Origin of the sequence: Caenimonas sp. SL110 (assembly GCF_001044395.1) — a bacterium.
Taxonomy (GTDB): domain Bacteria; phylum Pseudomonadota; class Gammaproteobacteria; order Burkholderiales; family Burkholderiaceae_C; genus Ramlibacter.
This window is the reverse complement of the sequence record NZ_JANU01000059.1, coordinates 108,316-126,484: the sequence shown is the minus strand read 5'-3', so window position 1 is coordinate 126,484 and position 18,169 is coordinate 108,316. Positions and strand designations below refer to the sequence as shown.

Below are 18,169 nucleotides of genomic sequence, written 5' to 3'. Positions count from 1 at the left end.
ATCGGTCTGACTTAAACCAAACAGCCTCCACGAGATCCGGGGTGGTTCAAACACCTTTGGCGAGGTGCTCGACTACTTCAAGACAATTACGTTGGGTCTGACGGCGACGCCTACCGACATCATCGATCACAACACCTTCCAGCTCTTCCACTGTGAAGACGGCCTGCCGACCTTTGCCTACACCTTCGAGGAGGCCGTGAACAACGTTCCTCCGTACCTCTGCAACTTCCAAGTCATGAAGATCCAGACGAAGTTTCAGATGGAGGGCATCAGCAAGCGGACTATTTCGCTGGAGGACCAGAAGAAGCTGATTTTGCAAGGCAAGGACATCGAGGAGATCAACTTCGAGGGCACGCAACTCGAAAAGCAAGTAATCAACAAGGGCACGAACACGTTGATCGTCCGGGAGTTCATGGAGGAAGCAATCAAGGACTCCAACGGCGTGTTGCCTGGCAAGACCATCTTTTTCTGCGCCACGAAGGCGCATGCGCGCCGCATGGAGGAGATCTTCGACAAGCTGTTCCCCCAGTACCACGGCGAACTGGCCAAGGTGCTGGTCTCAGACGATCCGCGCGTCTACGGCAAAGGCGGCCTGCTCGACCAGTTCACCAACAACGACATGCCCCGCATTGCGATCAGCGTCGACATGCTCGACACCGGTATCGATGTGCGCGAGATAGTCAACCTCGTCTTTGCCAAGCCGGTCTTCTCGTACACCAAGTTCTGGCAGATGGTAGGGCGAGGCACTCGGCTGCTGGAGGCGAACAAGCCCAAGCCATGGTGTCCTGAGAAAGACGTCTTCCTGATTCTGGATTGCTGGGACAACTTTGATTACTTCAAGCTCAACCCCAAGGGCAAGGAACTGAAGCCGCAACTGTCATTGCCGGTACGGCTGGTCGGACTTCGGCTCGACAAGATCGAAAAGGCAAACGACAGTGGTCTGCCTGATATCACCGATCGCGAGATCGTCAAACTCCGCTCTCAGATTGCGGTGCTGCCCAAAGAGTCAGTGGTGATCAAGGAGGCTACTACGGCGTTGGCTCGACTCGAAGAAGAAGACTTCTGGATCAGCGTCACGCACGAGAGGCTGGAATTCTTGCGTGCTGAGATCAAGCCCTTGTTTCGCACCGTCTCCGACGCCGATTTCAAGGCCATGCGCTTCGAGCGCGATCTTCTTGAATACTCGTTGGCGTTGCTGAGTGAAGAGAAGGAGAGGGCGGAGACGATCAAAGAGGGCATCGTGGAACAAATCAGCGAGCTTCCGCTCTCGGTCAGCTTCGTAAAGCAGGAAGAGGTGCTGATTCGCGCAGCGCAGAACGCGCACTACTGGGCCAAGGCCGATGAAGACTCCTACGACGACTTGGTTGCGAAGCTTGGCCCACTGATGAAGTTCCGAGAGCAAACCACCGGCCAGGACCAAATGCATCTCGATCTGGCCGACGAGCTGCACAAGAAGGAATGGGTCGAGTTCGGACCGCAGCATGAAGCGGTGAGCATCACTCGCTATCGCGAAATGGTCGAGTCGCTGATTGCCGAAATGACCGAGCACAACCCAGTGCTGCAGAAGATAAAGAACGGCGACGCCGTGAGTACCGATGAAGCCGATGCACTGGCCGCGCTTCTGCATGAAGAACATCCGCACATTACCGAGGCGTTGCTTCAGCAGGTCTACAAGAACCGCAAGGCACGGTTCATCCAATTCATACGTCACATCCTGGGTATTGAGGTACTCAGAAGCTTCCCGGACCAAGTCGGCGCTGCGTTTGACCAGTTCATCCGGGCTCACACCACTTTGTCTAGCCGCCAAATGGAGTTCCTTAACTTGTTGAAGAATTTCATCGTCGAGCGCGAGAAGGTAGAGAAGCGAGACCTGATCAACACCCCCTTCACGGTCATCCACCCCCGGGGCATCCGCGGTGTGTTCAGCCCCAGCGAAATTGACGAAATCTTGCAACTCACCGAACGGTTAGCTGCATAGCACACAGGCACCCCCATGCTGCAAAACAACCCTGAACTTAGAAGCAAGATTGACCAACTCTGGAACAAATTCTGGAGCGGTGGCATCAGCAACCCACTCACGGCCATTGAGCAGATTACCTATTTGCTGTTCATGAAGCGGCTGGATGAGTTAGACCTGAAGCGCAAGTCAGACGCCGAATTCACGGGTGAGAAATACTCCTCGAAGTTCGATGGCAAGTGGATTCCGCCGAGGTTCAGGGCCAATCTTCGTGACGAAGACTCGCCAGAGGAGCGCCTGAAGAAGTTGGAAGACGAAAAACGGTATGCGATCGAAAGGCGCAGTTTGCGCTGGAGTGAGTTCAAATTCGTCAGCCCGGCAGATCGGATGCTGGAGCACGTGCAAGACAACGTGTTCCCGTTCCTCAAGGACCTGAACGGCGCGGAGTCTAACTTCACCCACCACATGAAGAACGCTGTGTTCATCATCCCTAAGCCAGCCCTGCTGGTGGAGGCGGTGAAAACCATCGACGAAATCTTCGAGGTGATGGAGAAGGACTCCAAGGACAAGGGCCAGGCGTTCCAGGACATCCAGGGCGACGTCTATGAAATGCTGCTGTCCGAGATCGCCACCGCCGGCAAGAACGGCCAGTTCCGCACCCCGCGCCACATCATCAAGCTGATGGCCGATCTGGTGCAGCCGCAGCTGGGCCACAAGATCGCCGACCCGGCCTGCGGGTCCGGCGGCTTCCTGCTCGGTGCCTACCAGTACATCGTCACGCAACTGGCTATCAAGGCCGGCACAACGAATCTCACGCCCGATGAAGACGGCTTTGTCCGCACATCGCTCGCTGCGGCCCTCACCGAGAAGGTCCAAGCCATTTTGGCCAGCTCACTGTGGGGCTACGGCATCGACGCAACCATGGTGCGTCTGGGGCTGATGAACCTGATGATGCACGGTATCGACGTGCCGCACATTGATTACAAGGACACCCTCAGCAAGAGCTACACCGAGGAATCCGAGTACGACATCGTGATGGCCAACCCGCCCTTTACCGGAAGCATCGACAAGGGCGACATCAACGAAAACCTGCAACTGGGCACCACCAAGACCGAGCTGCTGTTTGTCGAAAACATCTATCGCCTGCTGAAGAAGGGCGGCACGGCTTGTGTGATCGTGCCGCAGGGCGTGCTGTTCGGCTCCGGCGGCGCTTTCAGAACGCTGCGCCAATTGCTGGTCGAGCGTTGCGACCTCAAAGCCGTCATCACCCTGCCCAGTGGCGTGTTCAAACCCTATGCCGGGGTCAGCACCGCCATCCTGCTGTTCACAAAGGTTTGGGGGCCGAAGGACAAAGTGGACAAGCCCGCCACCGAACACGTCTGGTTTTACGAAATGGCCGCCGACGGCTATTCGCTGGACGACAAACGCAGCAAGCAGGAGGGCTATGGCGACTTGCAGGACATCGTTGTCAGATACCACGCCCGCAGCCAGGCCGCTGACACCGACCGCACCGCCAAATGCTTTTTGGTGCCACGCACCGAGATCGCAGACGAGAAGAACAATTTCGACCTTTCGCTGTCCCGTTACAAGGATGACGTGTTCGAGGAAGTTCACTACGACTCGCCGGCCGTTATTCTGGACCGGTTGATCCAGGCCGAGGTGGGCGATGTGGATGAGGCGGAGCTTGTAAAGGTGAAAAGCGGGATCGTGCGGCAGCTGCTGGAGCTGAAGGGAGTGGTGGGATGAGTTGGGCGGCCAAACCCCTTGGTGAAATCTTGGATCAGTCTGGTCGCCACCGTGCTGGTAGTCAGGACCTTCCAGTGCTTTCAATCACAATGAAACATGGCTTGGTGGACCAAGCAGACAAGTTCAAGAAGCGTATTGCCAGTTCAGACACGTCGAACTACCGCATCGCATATAAGAATGAGCTTGTCGTCGGATTCCCAATTGACGAAGGCGTACTGGGATTTCAGACCAAATATCCAGCGGGAATTGTGAGCCCGGCCTACGATATCTGGAGGCTCAAGAACGAGGCGGATTGCCACATTCCTTATCTTGAGCGCTATCTGCGGTCGTCCCAGGCCAGAAGTCTTTACGCGTCGCGCATGCAGGGAGCTGTCGCGCGTAGACGGAGCCTAACAAAAGCAGACTTTCTTGATCTCGAAATCCCATTTCCTCCCCTGGCCGATCAAATCAAGATTGACCATCTGCTCGGAAAAGTGGAAGGGCTGATCGCCCAGCGCAAACAGCAGCTGCAACAACTCGACGACCTGCTCAAGAGTTTGTTTCTTGAGCTTTTTGGGGACCCTATGCGCAATGAGAAAGGCTGGGAGAAGAAGACTGCCATTGACTACGCAGATTGCATTGTCCCTGGACGAGATAAGCCGAAGACATTTAGCGGAGGAACACCATGGGTTACAACTGGTGACCTGCAGCCCCTCGGAGTTACGGAGAGATCGCGCGGCGGAATCGGCTTGTCGGATGAAGAGATCCAAGAAGTCCGTGCGAGAGTTGTTCCGAAATCAAGCGTGCTATTAACCTGCGTTGGCGACTTGGGTGTTGTCAGTATCACCGGTAGTGACATGGTGATAAACCAGCAAATTCATGCCTTTCAAGTCTCAAAGGTGATGAGCGAGGAGTTTTTTATGTACTCCTTATGGTTCCAACAAAAGTACATGTATCAGAACGCCTCGCAGACGACGCTTCCTTACATGAACAAGACTGTCTGTAACAGCACGCCAATGATTCGTCCTCCGAAGGATCTTCAAATCCAATTTTCGGAGGCAGTGAAAAATGTCTATAGGATCAAAATCCCCTGCCAACAAAGCCTCGCCGATCTGGAAACGCTTCACGGCGCGTTGAGCCAACAGGCCTTCAAGGGCGAACTGGATCTATCGCGCGTGCCGTCGCCGGGCATACGCGCTGAAGAAGAGGGACCTGTGGCAGTAGTACCCTTACACAGTGCCACCCTCCAAAACCTGGCCGTCAACCTGCCTGAGAGCGACAACCCGTTCGCTGCGCAGGAGAGCGCCGAGGCGCGCGTGGGTTTGATCGCGCAGTGGCTGGAGGCCTATCGCGGTCAGTTGGGCCGCACGCCGTTTTTGGTGCAGCACTTCATGGCGGCGGTGCAAACCCGGCTGGCAGAAATGCACCCGGACAACGACTTCGCGCTAGGCGCCAACGACTACGAGCACATCAAGGCGTGGGTGTTCGATGCGCTGGCCGATGGCACTCTGACGCAGGGGTTTAATGCCGCGGGCAACCATATCGAACTCAAGGCTGTACAGGCGTGAAATTGCTGCGCCTCAAAATCACCGACCCAGCCGGCTTTCGCAGCTTGCCCTTTGGTTTTGAGCATCATTTCCGCACTGAATGGAGTTTGCAGGACGAACTAACAGAGCCCGAAGCTTTTGCGCCCTTTGTGTGCGCTGGTTCTAATGGGAGCGGCAAGTCCAACCTGCTCGAAGCGCTAGCGTCAATCTTCTTTCAGTTGGAGATCCTGCGTGTGCGGCGCAGCTTTCTGCCCGAGCTATTGCAAAACGCGGATCAGGGCTTTTTTCCAGCGGCGTTTGAGCTGGACTACCTAATGCGTGTCCCGCCCGAATACATCCGCCCGGATGGCCCGGAGTGGGCTCGGGTCGCCGTCTGGAAAGCCCCTGGCGAGTCTGTGCGCTTCCAGTGGGCGAACCAGAGCGCCTTTGATACGGACGTTTATGAGGCATTCAAAGGTGGTCATGCCGACATTCTGTTGCCCCAGTACGTGCTGGGCTACTCGTCCGGCGAGAACGAAATTCTCAGCCTGCCGTTCTTCAAACTGCGCTTTGTGCAGTTCGACGAATACTGGAATTCGCTGCACCGGCAGTTGAGCTATCCCGGCCACCCGGACACACGGCTGGCCTATTTGGATAACGGCTTTAGTCAAGCGATCTTGCTGTGCAACCTGCTATTTCAGGACCATGCCACGCTGCAGCCTTTCCGCGAGGATATCGGCATCGAGGCGCTGCGGGAGTTTCGCATCATCCTCCGACGCAGCATCCCCATTGCGCCGGACCAACTCGCCGACTTCGCCAGCGAGGACCACAACCAGCGCCAATCACTTGATGACATCGTGGCTAGCAACCCCGCCTTGCGCGCGGAAACGGATGACGCCGGCGACCGACACTACCGCCTGAACCTTATGCAGTTGATCGAGGGCGATGAGAAGTCCTCGCTGATAGTGAGCGCTCTCAAGCGCTGTGCGACATTGAGTTACGTCGATGCAGCCACCGACACGTTGGTGCTCGACTACTGGGTGAATGACGGTGTCAAGCAGGCGTTTCGTGAGAACTTCGAAGGCTCGCCGCTGGCCCTGTTCCAGGCGTTTCAGGTACTGCTGACGCTTAATCTTTATGCCGTAAGCGATGCGCTCAAGGCCGATCTGTACCGTTCAACTAGTCACTACGTCAGTGAGACTGTGCCAACGCTGGCGTCTGACCAGCGCATCATGCGTTTCAAATTCGTGCGCTTTTCCAAACAGGGCGTGACGCGATCGATGATGCTCAAGGAACTGTCGGACGGCGAGCATCAGTTGCTGCACAGCCTCGGCTTGTGTCTGCTATTCCGGGGGACTAACAGCCTATTCCTACTCGACGAGCCCGAGACGCACTTCAACCCGAATTGGCGCGCTAACTTCATTACCCGCCTGCGCCAGTGCCTATCCGATTCGGGAAAAGTAGGGCAAGAGATGCTGATCACCACGCACTCGCCTTTCCTTATCTCGGATAGCAAACCGGAAAAAGTGCTGGTCTTCGAGAAGGACCGAGAGAGCGGATTAGTCACGATCAGCCGCCCTGATTACAACACCCTGGGCGCATCCATCAACAAGATCACTATGACGACCTTTGGTAAGCGCGAGACGATCGGCGGCCACGCACAAGAACTGCTGGGCGAACTGCGCGCCCGCTTTGAGCAGGGTGGCGAGAGCAAGGAAGAACTGATCGCAAAGATCCAGAAGCAGCTCGGTGATTCGGTGGAAAAGGTACTGTTGATCCAGGCAATTCTTGCTAGCGATCAGACGGGCCCCGAGGAGGTGACGGCCTGATGTTGTTCGCCTACACCTATGTTCCACATCAGATGGAGCGCATGCATCGCTTCATCAATTTCATCGTCTACCAAGTTTGGTGCCGCGCACCGAAGGCAGGTGCCTTTTCCTTGGACCTTTTTGACGCCAATCCGCCACTCAAAGAGGTGATGACATCGTTTGCCTACGGCGATACGCAGGCTGGCGATCGGTTCTACGCACAGGTGCAGGCCATTTATGAAAGCTTCTCAGGCTTGCCCCGGCGTGAGATCGCGCAGTTCAAACGGTGGCATCAGGGCAACAACAGTCTGGAAGACTTGTGTGCCAACGGGCCGAGGGTGCATCTCGCTCGCTATGTTGACATTGCTGCTTCACATCCTGTCCTCAGCGAACAACTGGCAGACTTTTTCAAGGGCCTGTACTCGGACTCGCTGCTGAGCCTGGCGGCGCTGAGAGACAAGATCGGCGACATCACCAGTCACTACAAAGCCTTTGTGCGGAAGAACAATGGGGACAAGTGTCCATTCTGTGGAATTAGCGACCTTTTGGGCGAGTACCACTCAAGGCGAGAGGCGTATGACCACTACTTGCCCAAAGCGATATACCCGTTTAATTCCATTAACTTCCGAAATCTTGTTCCGGCGTGCCACCACTGCAATAGCAGTTACAAGACCAGCAAAGATCCAGCGTTCACGCCAAAAGATCCTACCCGTGCTGCGACGAGGCGGAAGGTTTTCTTTCCCTTCTCGAAGGCTCACCCCGGGATCGATATCAAGGTGACTCTGACGCGGGTAGACCTCCAGACGATGACGCCTGCGGAGGTTGACCTCTCCTTCGGCCCGGCAGGAGTTGCAGATCAAATCGAGACTTGGAAAGATGTGTACGGCATTGAGGAACGTTACCGAGCAAAGCTGCTCGGTGTCGATGGAACGGCGTGGCTTGTTGAAGTGTTGGATGAATGGCGCTGGAATGAAAAGTCTACTGGCGCAGAAGGCAAGCCGCCAGAAAAGTACCTCCAAGATGTCAGTCGGCACACTCAAAAGTCGCCATATGCCAACGGCAACTTCCTGAAGCATAGCTTCCTACAAGCCTGCAAGGCTGTTGGCTTGTTCGATGCTGGCAAGCTGGGTGTCGCAGCTCCATAACTATGACTAGCACTGGACCTCAATCATGGCTCGCAAATTCCACGACCGCGATGTCACACGCCTCTTGTTAGCGGCGCAAAGATGGATCGAGCGTTGCCTTTGGGCGGATGGATCTTTGCTGAGCGATCGCTCGCTCTGGACCCCACCTCTGATTGAGGAGTTGCGCTCGGCCTTCGTCGACCATCTGGATGCTGGCGACGACGACTTCATGACCAAGTTACGAGGTCAGATGGAGGCAGCGAGCCCAGCCGGCCGCCAATTGATGGCTGAAATGATGTGGGTGCTCCTCTTGTTTCCGTCAAATGTCGGAGCCGAGAAGAAGCGCCAGCATGTTCGTGACGTCTGGTCGTGGTCTGGGGAGACGCTCCCGCCTGACAACCCGATGCTCGAATCTGAGGTAGTGCAGGGAGTTGGCTCTGCGGGGACCGCCTACAACAACCTGCGGTGGAAGGAGCTGGCCTACCTGATTGCACTTGCCCAGTCGATGAAATCGAAGTCGACTTCGGATCGCAAGTCGATCTTTGAAGACTATGAACGATTCGTGGAGTGGATTGAATCAGTGCAGCGTGATGGCGATCGGCAGTTCCGCCACATGCTGCGCTACTTCGCCTATCCGGATCGGGTTGAGCGCATGTCTTCCAATCGAGACAGGATCTCTGTGCTGGAGGGTTTCAAGGTCGCATCGCGGTCGCAGTTGAAAGGTTGGACGGATCGGCAGCTTGATGACGCGCTACTCAAGCTGCGGCGAGACTGCGAGGCGAAGTACCCCGGCAAGGCGCTGGACTTCTACGAGCCGCCGCTGGAGGCGCAGTGGCGCTCAGCCAAACAGGATGAGGAGCTGGTTGCAGTACCAGTAGTCCAAGAGCCGTCGGCTGCGGAGTCATCGAAACAGAAGGCTGCCGCCACACCAGTCCCGCAGATGGCGGCACCGACGAACTTGATCGTGTATGGCCCCCCTGGGACCGGCAAGACTCACTGGTTGCGAGAACGCTTCAAGGACTACACCGACGCCCCCAACGACGTCGACCCCGAGAGCTGGCTACAGGAGACCTTGACGGTACATGGCTGGCGCAGTGTCATCGCGGCGGCACTGGCCGACCTGGGGCACCCGGCAAGGGTGCCAGAGATCCGAGCCCATCGGTGGGTCCACGCGAAGGCAAAGCAACGCGGCAGGGCGCCGGCCGGCGTTCAGGCCACGCTGTGGGGATACCTGCAGGAGCACACACCAGAGACCAGCAAGACAGTCAACATCAGCATCCGCCGGCCACCGTACCTTTTCGACAAACGCGAAGCTGGCGACTGGCAGCTGATACCTGGTTGGCAAGAACAGGATGATGAGTCAGCGCAACTTTGGCGGACGTTGAAGGCCGGACCGAAGGCAGCCACGGAAGCCATCCATCGGTACAAGGTGGTGACTTTTCACCCCTCGTTCACCTACGAAGACTTCGTGCGTGGAATTCGGCCGGTCAGGATCGCCGAGGATGGAGCAACGCAGTTCCGCTTGGTTGACGGCAAGTTCAAGCAGATCTGCGACGAGGCGCATGCGAACCCTGGCAAGCGCTACGCGCTGTTCATCGATGAAATCAATCGGGCCAACATCGCCAAGGTTTTTGGCGAGCTGATTACGTTGATCGAGCCGGACAAGCGCGCGGTGTTTGACGCGCAGGGACGCTTGGTCGAGGGTCTGGCAGTGCACCTGCCGGGTGAGGAGCAGGCAGACTCAGCTGAGCGGCCGTTTGGAGTGCCAAAGAATCTCGATATCTACGGCACGATGAATACGGCGGATCGCTCGATCGCGCTCCTGGATGTTGCCCTGAGGCGGCGCTTCCAGTTCGAAGAGCGCGGGCCGGACTATGAAACGCTGGCCACCGTCGTCGAAGGTGTCCAGCTTGGTTCGCTGCTTAGGCGGATCAACGACCGGTTGGAGTACCTGCTAGATCGCGACCACCGCATTGGCCACGCCTACTTGATGAAGGCGCAGACCCTAGACAGCGTTAGGGAGGCGTTCGCAAAGCAGTTGATTCCGCTGCTGCAGGAGTACTTCTTCGACGACTTCTCTCGCGTTGCTCTGGTGCTCTCAACGACAGGGGATCAGGCGTTCGTGAAAGAGGAGCAATTGAGCTTCGGTGGCCTGTTCGGGTGCCAGCAACTTGACGGGGGCCCAGGGGATCGTTCGCGCTTCATTGTTACGTCGCCAGCAAGTTGGACAGCCAGCGGCTTTCGCGGCATCTATGAAGATGCGCCTGGGGTGATCCCAACCGCCTAACCAGCAGCAAATGACTGCCGCGTCCGCGAGGTTCCTAACAGCGCTGGAGCACCAGCCTATCCCCATCACTGCCGAAGGGGTTGGCGGAAGCCTGACCCCGGCAGAGGCTGAGGCTCTCGCGCAGATCGGCGAACTAAGGCGCGGATTCTGCGAGCTGGGCCACCGAAAATTAAAGCTCGCGCAGTACTGCGGCGTTGTCAGTCTGGGCGGGCGCGTCTTGGAGGTTCTGCCAAAGACTCAAGGCGGCAACGACACGGCGGAGCAATGTCGCGGAGTTCTGCTTCGTCTTCTGAAGCTGACCGACCGCTTCCCTCAGTTTCAGCACCTCCCTGCAGGGCAACATCTGCGCCGCGCGCCCCTACTCGAAGCCTTCATTGCCGCGTTCTTTGATTCAGTCAGCAGCGTCCTTCGCGGTGGCCTGCTCAGGCAGTACCAGGAGCACGAGGAAGATTTGTGCCTCGTGCGTGGCCGTATCGTGGTCGGACGGCAGATGGGCGTTCACGCGAATCGCCCCGACCTCATCGCTTGTGCGTTCGACGAACTGACTGCCGACAACGTATGGAACCGCGTGTTGAAGAAGGCGATTCGGGTCACCAGGCCATGGATTCGCAGCGTTGAACTTAACCGCAGATGGGTTGAGCTTCTGGGCGTTCTCGATGAGGTCAACGATGGACAGCTCACACCGGTAGAGGTGGTTCGGCTCAACTTCGATAGGCGCGCCGAGCGCTACCGAACGGCGATTGACTGGGCCCGTTGGATTCTGGCGCTCTTGGCGCCCGCGCTTAGAGCAGGTCGAAACGAAGCCCCGGCGTTGCTGTTTGACATGAACAAGCTGTTCGAGTCGGCTGTGGCAAACACCTTGCGACGACAAGCGAGCCGACATCCCGACCTACAGGTGCTGACTCAAGATTCCACTCGCACACTGGCCATGGTGGCAGCGGCAGGTCGGGATGAGCCGAGCTTTGCGCTCCGGCCCGATCTTGTGATTCAGCGAGGCTCCGAAGTCGTGGCGATCGCAGACACGAAATGGAAGCTCCTGGAGCTGGATCGCAAAGGTCGACAAGTGCCGAGCGAAGCGGACATGTATCAGATGAACGCGTATGCCACTGCTTTCCGATGTACGGAGCTGGCGTTGATATATCCGCGGCACCACGGGCTCATTGCAGCCGTCAACACCGAGTTTCGACTGCCGCCGATCAATGGGGTCGCGGCCACCGTCCGCATATTGTGTGTCGACGTCGATGACGACCGCCTTCCGCTGCGGATGGGTGATTTGACCGGCATTGTCGGCCGGCTACTGTCTCGCCCTTGAGACCGACGCCTTTTGAACGTCACCTAGTTCATTGCAAAAATGGTTGAGCGAGCAACTCAGGAAGATTTCAGAACAACGCCTGATGCTCTCTGCAGTACTGAAGTCCCCCGAAACGCTTTTCGTTGTTCCAGCAGAACTTCCCTTCAGGAAACGTGATCTTCGAACTACAGTGAGCGCAAATAAGTTTCCGCGCCAGTGGCTGGCTTTCACCCCCAGAAGATTGAGCAGCCACAGAGAGGACCGGCGATTGCGCCCCGATGTTAGTCGCCGGTGCAGCTACCTGTTCGCCCTTCACCGCCGGCGTCGCAGCCCGGCCACGAGGCTGCATAAAGTCAGGCAGGTCCAATAGGTTTGCGGGCCGATGTTGTCGCATGAGCATCTCGCCCCACTCCTTAACCGTGTCCAGTGACCGAACGTTCACGACCATCTTTAGTGCACCGGCGAAACCCACGGTCTTCTCGACAAACTGACCATGCCAGGTCGGAAACTGGTCGGCCTTGATCACGTTGCTAGTGTCGAAGATCTTAGCTGGGGGCCGCTGGATGATGGCCTTGGGGTGAAGCATCACCAAGTGGTGGCAATCAATTGAAGCACCGGTGCGATTAGCAATGCCCAAAGTCGATAACAGTCGCTTCAGAATGCGTTCGTGCCGGCGACTCTGCTCAATCGGAGATGGAATGCCGAATCGGTCATCATCGTATTCAGCGGTGAACTCCCCGTGATCGTTGATCGAAAGACTTCCCCCGTAGTTTTTTGTCTCAATCAGGTACATGCCGAATCCGCGATTGATGATCAGGTGATCAATTTGTGCAACGTCGCCATCCACGACGAACCGCAAATCGTGCAAGACGACGTGGTTCTCGCCTCCCTTGAAGTACTGATCAAGGTAGTAGGCAGAATCCCGCTCGCCCTGAATGCCTTTGCGGAAGCGCCCGAGTTCTTGACGAAGCCATGTCTTTTGCTTTGCATCGAGCAACGGCGACTTTTGCAAGTCCTCAAGGAGGGAAAGGCGCTTGGATTTGTCGTCGGCGGTTTTTAATAGCAATTCAGCCTCCTGAATGTTTTTGTAGTGCCGCAGCTTATCGCCGCAGCAGTGCGCGGACAACTGTACGGCCAAGCGTTGAAGGGCTGGGGGAAGTTTCGTATTACCGCTCTATCGCTAACTTCCTAAGCGCACGGTTTGGGGCTAGACTAATCGTGCGCCCAGGCTTCTGGGACCGCTGTCGCGCAACGCGCAGCATCATCGGCCGGATAACCGCCGATGCCCGCTCTGAGCTGTAGGCCATCGGGGACAACCTTAACTGGAGTCCCTGATGAAAATTCTTCACCGTTCTAGACTCGCCGCATTCCATTTGCAAGGTGGCCGATGCTTCTACTGCGGGTTCGAAATGTGGATGCACTTACCCCATGAACTGATCCAGCTATTCGGCTACACCCGACGTCAGGCCAGACAATTGCAATGCACTGCCGAGCATCTAGTGCCGCGATGTGAGGGTGGAGGTGATAACCAAAGTAACATCGTCGCGGCATGTCGGCGTTGCAACCAAGCGCGACACAAGCGAAGCGACCCTCCAAGTCCCGAGCGGTTCGTACAGATAGTGCAGGCACGGCTCGCGCGCGATAGGTGGCATGCGTTTCAAAGACTGCCTGCTAAGGCCGGGCAGCTGATGCACCTTCGTCCACAAGTCGTAAATCGTCAGACCTAAGCCGTCTGCTGGACAGTTTTACAAGGACGAATGAATTCTGAATTGGGATGTCAAAGCCCAATCCGGATTGCTGTGGATCACCCCTCGATTGGGCGATCGTGTCGCCCTAGAGCGAAGTATTCCTTCAAAGCGGCATGCAGTTCTCTATCCGTTTCTAGTGAGCGAAGAAGTTCGACGCTAAGCGAACGCACATCCTCGCGCGATAGAGCGATTGCCTGGCGACGAGATCGTCCAGAATGCAAGTTCAGCCAAATGGAGGTGCCTTTGGCGGCAGCCACCTTTGACATTGGTGTCACCGTGACCTCGACGTCATCCATCTCATAGTCGCGGTAGCGAAGCCTGCTCGTTAGAAACTGTTTGGTAATTCGCGCCATATCAGCCTCCGCGTATCGTCTTCGATCAGAGCTTACACAGGTTCTACATCGCCAATCTGCGCATTCAGATCCCCAGCGGGTCACACTGCTGACTCCACGCGACCCGGAAGTTTGGGTGAGGTGGAGAATGTCCCTCAGCTACCCCAAGGGGAGATTTCGGCCAAAGCATTGCTTTACTCGTTTTGGCGGAATCTGAAAAGTCACTACCGATGGCCGTGGGCATTGCTTGGACCTTGCTACACCGCTTGTTCCAGCAATTCTGCGCCTGGATTGCCGTTTTCTAACCAGTCGAAGGCGAAAACGCGTCCCCAACGCTTTAGCACGACGAAACGTTCCTCGGGTTTGAAGTGAAATCGCTTGCTTGCTGTGAAGCGCGTTGACCCTGTACTCAACCTAGTACCGCTCGGCAGTAGAGATTTCCGGCTTCTGACCCTGTACCCGGATTTGGGACCGTTCAGTTACAGAGAAATTCGGCATGATGAAAGCCCCCCAGGAGCATGTTGTGAAGAAGAGCAAGTTCACTTGACCTGCCCCCTCCCGCCGGAGCCCTGATGTCCAGCATCAACATCCGCGATTCGGGCGCTTCATTCGAGTGAGCGAAGATCAAGGCATCCGCCGACCTCTGTGCATCATCAGATGCCGGAACTCATCGGCGGCTTTTGGAGGGAAAGATGAAGAAGACTACATCGTTGTTAGTGACTGTCGTGGTTTCGGGGGCGGCGCTTGCGCAGAGTTTGCCCCCCGTCGAGTATGTCAATGGCGCACCGCAGTGCCCCCGCGATCTGGACATCAAGAACATGGAGACTCGCTTGAGCGCCAGAATCGTGCCTGCGGACAATGCGGCAGCAGTGCGACAGGAACTGGCGAAAGCAGCTCAGTGCAGGAGGATGGGGCTCAGTTACGGTCCGGATGACTGGAAGCGAATGAATGCCGTCACGCGAGGTGATAAGTAATCGCAATCGCGCCTTGCGAGCTTGGACAACCTGATCGCCTCAACACGTATCACGTTCGACTGAACAACTCCGCCGGCTCAACCCTCAAAGCCTTCGCAAACACCTCAATCGCATCGAGCGACGGATTGCCCGTCCCCCGTTCCACGCGCGACATATAGCTGCGCGCATAACCGCACTTGTCCGCGAACGCTTCTTGCGAGAACCCCGCGGCCGTCCGAAGCTCTCGAACACGTTCACCAAACCGTTGACGTAGATTTTTTGCCACGGATCGACTCTCGCGGCTTGTACACTATTAGGCCACGCACTAATCGTGACATTGGTGACAGGAAAATTGATGGCAACCGCGACAAATTTCTTCCCGCCCCTCCACCCGCTGGAAGAAGACCTCACCATCCTCCAAGCCCTGTCCATCCTGCGCTCGCGCTTCCAGCGCCGCGATGTCTTCGACAACCCATCTTCCGTCATGCACTTCCTGCGCCTGCAGGCCCAGGGCCTCACGCACGAAGTCTTCGCCGTGATGTATCTCGACACGCACAACCGCCTGATCGACTACGAGCCGCTTTTTCGCGGCACGCTTTCACAAACCGCTGTGTACCCGCGCGAGGTGGCGCGGCAGGCGCTGGCGAAGAACGCGGCTTGCGTCATCCTTCATCACAACCACCCAAGCGGCATGTGCCTGCCCAGCAAGGCCGATGAATCGCTCACGCAAACGCTCAAGCTCGCCCTCGGCCTCGTCGAAGTTCGTGTGCTCGATCACATCATCACGAGTGACTGCGGTGCGATCTCGATGGCGGAGTCCGGGCTGCTCTGATTTGCCCTCATCGCACTGCAATGAGGAATTCTTTGAGCAGTTCGTTTACTTCTTCATGTCGCTCTTGCTGCACCCAATGACCGGCGCCTTCGATCAGGTGGGTGCCGCGATACCGGGTGCAGATCTCGCTCATACGCTCCAGCGCACCGGGCGATTGGTAGGTTCCCCAATCTCTCGCGCCTGAGATGAACATCGCCGGCACGTCGACGGTGCGCTCCGAGAAGGCCTTCAGCTCACCGCTGAAACGCGGGTCGGTGCCGACGCGGTAGCCCTGCAAGCCGCCCTGGAACCCGGTGCGTCCGTACTCGTCGCCATAGACGGCCAGTTCGGCGTCGGTCAGCCAGGCGCAGCGGGCGATCTCGTTGGCAGCGGGCATTTCCCGGGCGACGGTTTGCGCCATGTCCTGGCCCAGCTCCATGACGTAGTACGTCGGCAGCCGGGCCATTTCGCTGGCGGCCCACGAAGCCAGCGGATACGGCTCGTTGCCGGGCCAGTCGCCGCTCTTGACGTGGAAGTACGCCCGCATGAAGTCGTGGACGCCTTGCGGGCAGTGCCACATGTCTGCATTGGCATTGCGTGTCGAGTAGTACCAGCGGTAGTGCTGGCGCGGCGTCGGCAGCGCTGCCAGCGTCTCAGGCAGACCCGAGAGAGGCAATGTGCCTTTGGGCGGGGCCCCGGAGGTGCCCTTGGGCAGCATCGGTGCCCCGGGGAAGGCGGCGCTCATGAGCACGACCGAGCGGAAGACATCGGGGCGCAGCAGCGCACACCAGGCGGCAACCACAGCGCCGTAGTCATGTCCGATCACTGCGGCCACGCTGTCGTAGCCCAACGCCTTCACCAGCCCCACGGTATCGCTCACCCGGTTGATCAGGGTGTAGGGCATCAGGTCGTCGTCGAAGCCGACGCCTGCACCGCTGCTGCGACCGTAGCCACGCTGGTCCGGTGCGACGACGTGGTAGCCAGCCGCAGCCAGGGACAGGAGCTGCTTGCGCCAGCTGAACGCCAGCTCCGGAAAGCCATGCAGCAAGAGCACGCACGGCCGGCCGGGTTGCGCGAAGCCGGCCTCCAGCACGTGCATCGTGCAGCCGTTGTTGTTGTCGACCAGGCGCGAGCGCACGCCCTGCGGCAGGATCTCCTGGCCATAAAGCACGTCAGCATTCATCGGCTCTTGTCCTGCTGCATCCCGCTACCGCGCGCGATCAGGCGGGCACGTCTTCAGCGTGCAGTGGCATGCCTAGCTCGCGCAGCGCAGCCTGCACCTTTGCGATGGGGACCCTGCGCACCGAAACGCCTTCTTCCACCGCAATGGCCGCCGCGACGCCAGCGGCCTGGCCGATGGACATGCACGCCGGCATGTTGCGCGAACGCGCGTGCGCCTCGTGGTCTGCCGAAATGCAGCGCCCCGCAACCAGGAGTTGCTCGACGCCTTGCGGCACCAGGCAACGGTAGGGAATCTCGTACGGGGGCATGCTCTGGAAGTCGACGTCGCCGCCCTTGGGGTCGTGGATGTCCAGTGCCGAGTTGTCGGCGGCGATGGTGTCTTCGAACCGGGTCTCGCCGCGCGAGTCCGCACCGGTCAGGGTGTATTCACCCAGGATGTGACGCGTCTCGCGCACGCCCAGGATGGGCGATACCTGCCCGAGGCGGGCCGCCTCGAAGCCGGGGACGCGTTCCTTCAGGAAGCGGCACACGCCCTCGATCTGGCGGTAGCACTCCAGGATGGCGGCGGTGAATTCCTTGGGCGAAAACACATCCACTCCGAGCACGCGGGTGGCGTTCACGTACATCTGGCCGTCGGCGGTCTTGAGCGTGATGTTGTCGCGCTGCAGCTTCACGCCGGTTTCTTCCTGGAAGCGACGCAGCATGCCGTTGAAGCCCGTCAGCCACAGTCCATAGGCCAGGCCCGCCTCGTCCGGGGGAATCGCGCGCGCCGGTATGTCGTCGCAGGTGCGTGCCCATTCGGCCAGCCGGTTCAGATCGACGTTCTTCATGATGAAGTACATCGACACCGGCTGCATTTTTGCATCGGCCCCGCCGGAGCCCATGACGAAGGGCGCCTTGGCCTTGGCCGCCATGTCGGCGTCGGCAGAGCAGTCGATCAGCACCTTGGCGCCGACGAACTGGCGTCCGCCCTTGCCTTCGATGATCACGCCGGTCACCACGCCATCCTCGACAACCGGTGCTGAAACGAAGGTCTCGAACAGGATCTGGACGCCGGCTTCCACGCACAGCCGCGTCAGCAGCATCTTCATGATTTCCGGATCGGTCGGCGATGCGATCTTCACGCCACCTGTCTTGGTCGTCGCCATGTAGTCGTCGCCCGCGCCGCCGACTGTACGGGCGAGGTTCCAGATCTCCAGGGGGATGCCCCCGATGATGGCGCCCGAGGGCTTGGTGTTCAGCCCGAGCGTGAGGATGCCGCCCAGGGAGCCGAAGCGCTCGATGAGCACTACCTTGCTGCCGCGCCGCGCCGCGGCGATTGCTGCGATTGGCCCGGTCGTGCCGCCTCCGACGATGACGACGTCCGCTTCCATCAGCACCGGGGTCTCCCGCGCTGGCTCATTGATCTTGGTCCTGGTCATGCTG

Annotated in this window: 14 protein-coding genes; 10 read left to right on the top strand and 4 right to left on the bottom strand. The window is 58.2% G+C overall.

Annotated features, from left to right (window positions below; translation table 11 throughout):
- Window positions 1-64 precede the first annotated feature (64 nt).
- From AQ12_RS20370 to AQ12_RS20340, 7 genes are read left to right on the top strand one after another with little or no spacing between them, the layout of a single operon-like run.
- Entirely contained in the window at window positions 65-1,978 is a 1,914-nt protein-coding gene (locus AQ12_RS20370) for a type I restriction-modification enzyme R subunit C-terminal domain-containing protein (protein ID WP_202967525.1), read from the top strand.
- Window positions 1,979-1,993: 15 nt separating this feature from the next.
- Window positions 1,994-3,703 (top strand): class I SAM-dependent DNA methyltransferase, encoded by a 1,710-nt coding sequence (locus AQ12_RS20365; protein ID WP_048441790.1) that lies wholly within the window; start codon window positions 1,994-1,996, stop codon window positions 3,701-3,703.
- Entirely contained in the window at window positions 3,700-5,250 is a 1,551-nt protein-coding gene (locus tag AQ12_RS20360) for a restriction endonuclease subunit S (protein ID WP_048441789.1), read from the top strand. The genes AQ12_RS20365 and AQ12_RS20360 overlap by 4 nt, the downstream gene beginning before the upstream one ends.
- Window positions 5,247-7,037, top strand: a complete 1,791-nt coding sequence (locus AQ12_RS20355; RefSeq protein ID WP_048441788.1) for a restriction system-associated AAA family ATPase — start codon at window positions 5,247-5,249, stop codon at window positions 7,035-7,037. The genes AQ12_RS20360 and AQ12_RS20355 overlap by 4 nt, the downstream gene beginning before the upstream one ends.
- Complete coding sequence (locus tag AQ12_RS20350) at window positions 7,037-8,161, top strand: HNH endonuclease (protein ID WP_048441787.1); 1,125 nt, start codon at window positions 7,037-7,039, stop codon at window positions 8,159-8,161. Before AQ12_RS20355 ends, AQ12_RS20350 begins: the two co-directional genes overlap by 1 nt.
- Window positions 8,162-8,186: 25 nt before the next feature.
- Window positions 8,187-10,427: an AAA family ATPase gene (locus tag AQ12_RS20345; RefSeq protein ID WP_053076825.1), complete on the top strand. Its 2,241-nt coding sequence runs from the start codon at window positions 8,187-8,189 to the stop codon at window positions 10,425-10,427.
- 10 nt (window positions 10,428-10,437) lie between these two features.
- Window positions 10,438-11,739: an McrC family protein gene (locus AQ12_RS20340; protein ID WP_048441786.1), complete on the top strand. Its 1,302-nt coding sequence runs from the start codon at window positions 10,438-10,440 to the stop codon at window positions 11,737-11,739.
- Between the two features lie 67 nt (window positions 11,740-11,806).
- On the opposite strand, the gene AQ12_RS20335 is transcribed toward AQ12_RS20340, so the two are convergent.
- Window positions 11,807-12,856 carry a nuclease-related domain-containing protein gene (locus AQ12_RS20335; protein ID WP_238587782.1) on the bottom strand — a complete coding sequence of 350 codons (1,050 nt, stop codon included), beginning with the start codon at window positions 12,854-12,856 and terminating at the stop codon, window positions 11,807-11,809.
- Window positions 12,857-13,052: 196 nt separating this feature from the next.
- Here AQ12_RS20335 and AQ12_RS22570 point away from each other — a divergent pair, with 196 nt between their 5' ends.
- Window positions 13,053-13,445 (top strand): HNH endonuclease, encoded by a 393-nt coding sequence (locus AQ12_RS22570; protein ID WP_082151707.1) that lies wholly within the window; start codon window positions 13,053-13,055, stop codon window positions 13,443-13,445.
- A gap of 1,045 nt (window positions 13,446-14,490) precedes the next feature.
- A complete protein-coding gene (locus tag AQ12_RS20330; RefSeq protein ID WP_048441785.1) occupies window positions 14,491-14,772 on the top strand; it encodes a hypothetical protein in 282 nt (93 codons plus the stop codon).
- Window positions 14,773-14,821: 49 nt separating this feature from the next.
- On the opposite strand, the gene AQ12_RS22565 is transcribed toward AQ12_RS20330, so the two are convergent.
- A complete protein-coding gene (locus AQ12_RS22565) occupies window positions 14,822-15,037 on the bottom strand; it encodes a helix-turn-helix domain-containing protein (RefSeq protein WP_082151706.1) in 216 nt (71 codons plus the stop codon).
- Window positions 15,038-15,106: 69 nt separating this feature from the next.
- Here AQ12_RS22565 and AQ12_RS20325 point away from each other — a divergent pair, with 69 nt between their 5' ends.
- Window positions 15,107-15,583, top strand: a complete 477-nt coding sequence (locus AQ12_RS20325) for a JAB domain-containing protein (RefSeq protein WP_053076824.1) — start codon at window positions 15,107-15,109, stop codon at window positions 15,581-15,583.
- A 7-nt stretch (window positions 15,584-15,590) separates the two neighbouring features.
- On the opposite strand, the gene AQ12_RS20320 is transcribed toward AQ12_RS20325, so the two are convergent.
- Window positions 15,591-16,745 (bottom strand): alpha/beta fold hydrolase, encoded by a 1,155-nt coding sequence (locus AQ12_RS20320; protein ID WP_048441784.1) that lies wholly within the window; start codon window positions 16,743-16,745, stop codon window positions 15,591-15,593.
- Between the two features lie 37 nt (window positions 16,746-16,782).
- Window positions 16,783-18,165, bottom strand: a complete 1,383-nt coding sequence (locus AQ12_RS20315) for an FAD-dependent oxidoreductase (RefSeq protein ID WP_048441783.1) — start codon at window positions 18,163-18,165, stop codon at window positions 16,783-16,785.
- Window positions 18,166-18,169 lie beyond the last annotated feature (4 nt).

Excerpts from the sequence above, each read along its gene's own strand:
- AQ12_RS20365 (WP_048441790.1), top strand. The coding sequence starts at position 1,994 with ATGCTGCAAAACAACCCTGAACTTAGAAGCAAGATTGACCAACTCTGG.
- AQ12_RS20360 (WP_048441789.1), top strand. The coding sequence starts at position 3,700 with ATGAGTTGGGCGGCCAAACCCCTTGGTGAAATCTTGGATCAGTCTGGT.
- AQ12_RS20350 (WP_048441787.1), top strand. The coding sequence starts at position 7,037 with ATGTTGTTCGCCTACACCTATGTTCCACATCAGATGGAGCGCATGCAT.
- AQ12_RS20345 (WP_053076825.1), top strand. The coding sequence starts at position 8,187 with ATGGCTCGCAAATTCCACGACCGCGATGTCACACGCCTCTTGTTAGCG.
- AQ12_RS20340 (WP_048441786.1), top strand. The coding sequence starts at position 10,438 with ATGACTGCCGCGTCCGCGAGGTTCCTAACAGCGCTGGAGCACCAGCCT.
- AQ12_RS22570 (WP_082151707.1), top strand. The coding sequence starts at position 13,053 with ATGAAAATTCTTCACCGTTCTAGACTCGCCGCATTCCATTTGCAAGGT.
- AQ12_RS20330 (WP_048441785.1), top strand. The coding sequence starts at position 14,491 with ATGAAGAAGACTACATCGTTGTTAGTGACTGTCGTGGTTTCGGGGGCG.
- AQ12_RS20325 (WP_053076824.1), top strand. The coding sequence starts at position 15,107 with ATGGCAACCGCGACAAATTTCTTCCCGCCCCTCCACCCGCTGGAAGAA.
- AQ12_RS20320 (WP_048441784.1), bottom strand. The coding sequence starts at position 16,745 with ATGAATGCTGACGTGCTTTATGGCCAGGAGATCCTGCCGCAGGGCGTG.
- AQ12_RS20315 (WP_048441783.1), bottom strand. The coding sequence starts at position 18,165 with ATGACCAGGACCAAGATCAATGAGCCAGCGCGGGAGACCCCGGTGCTG.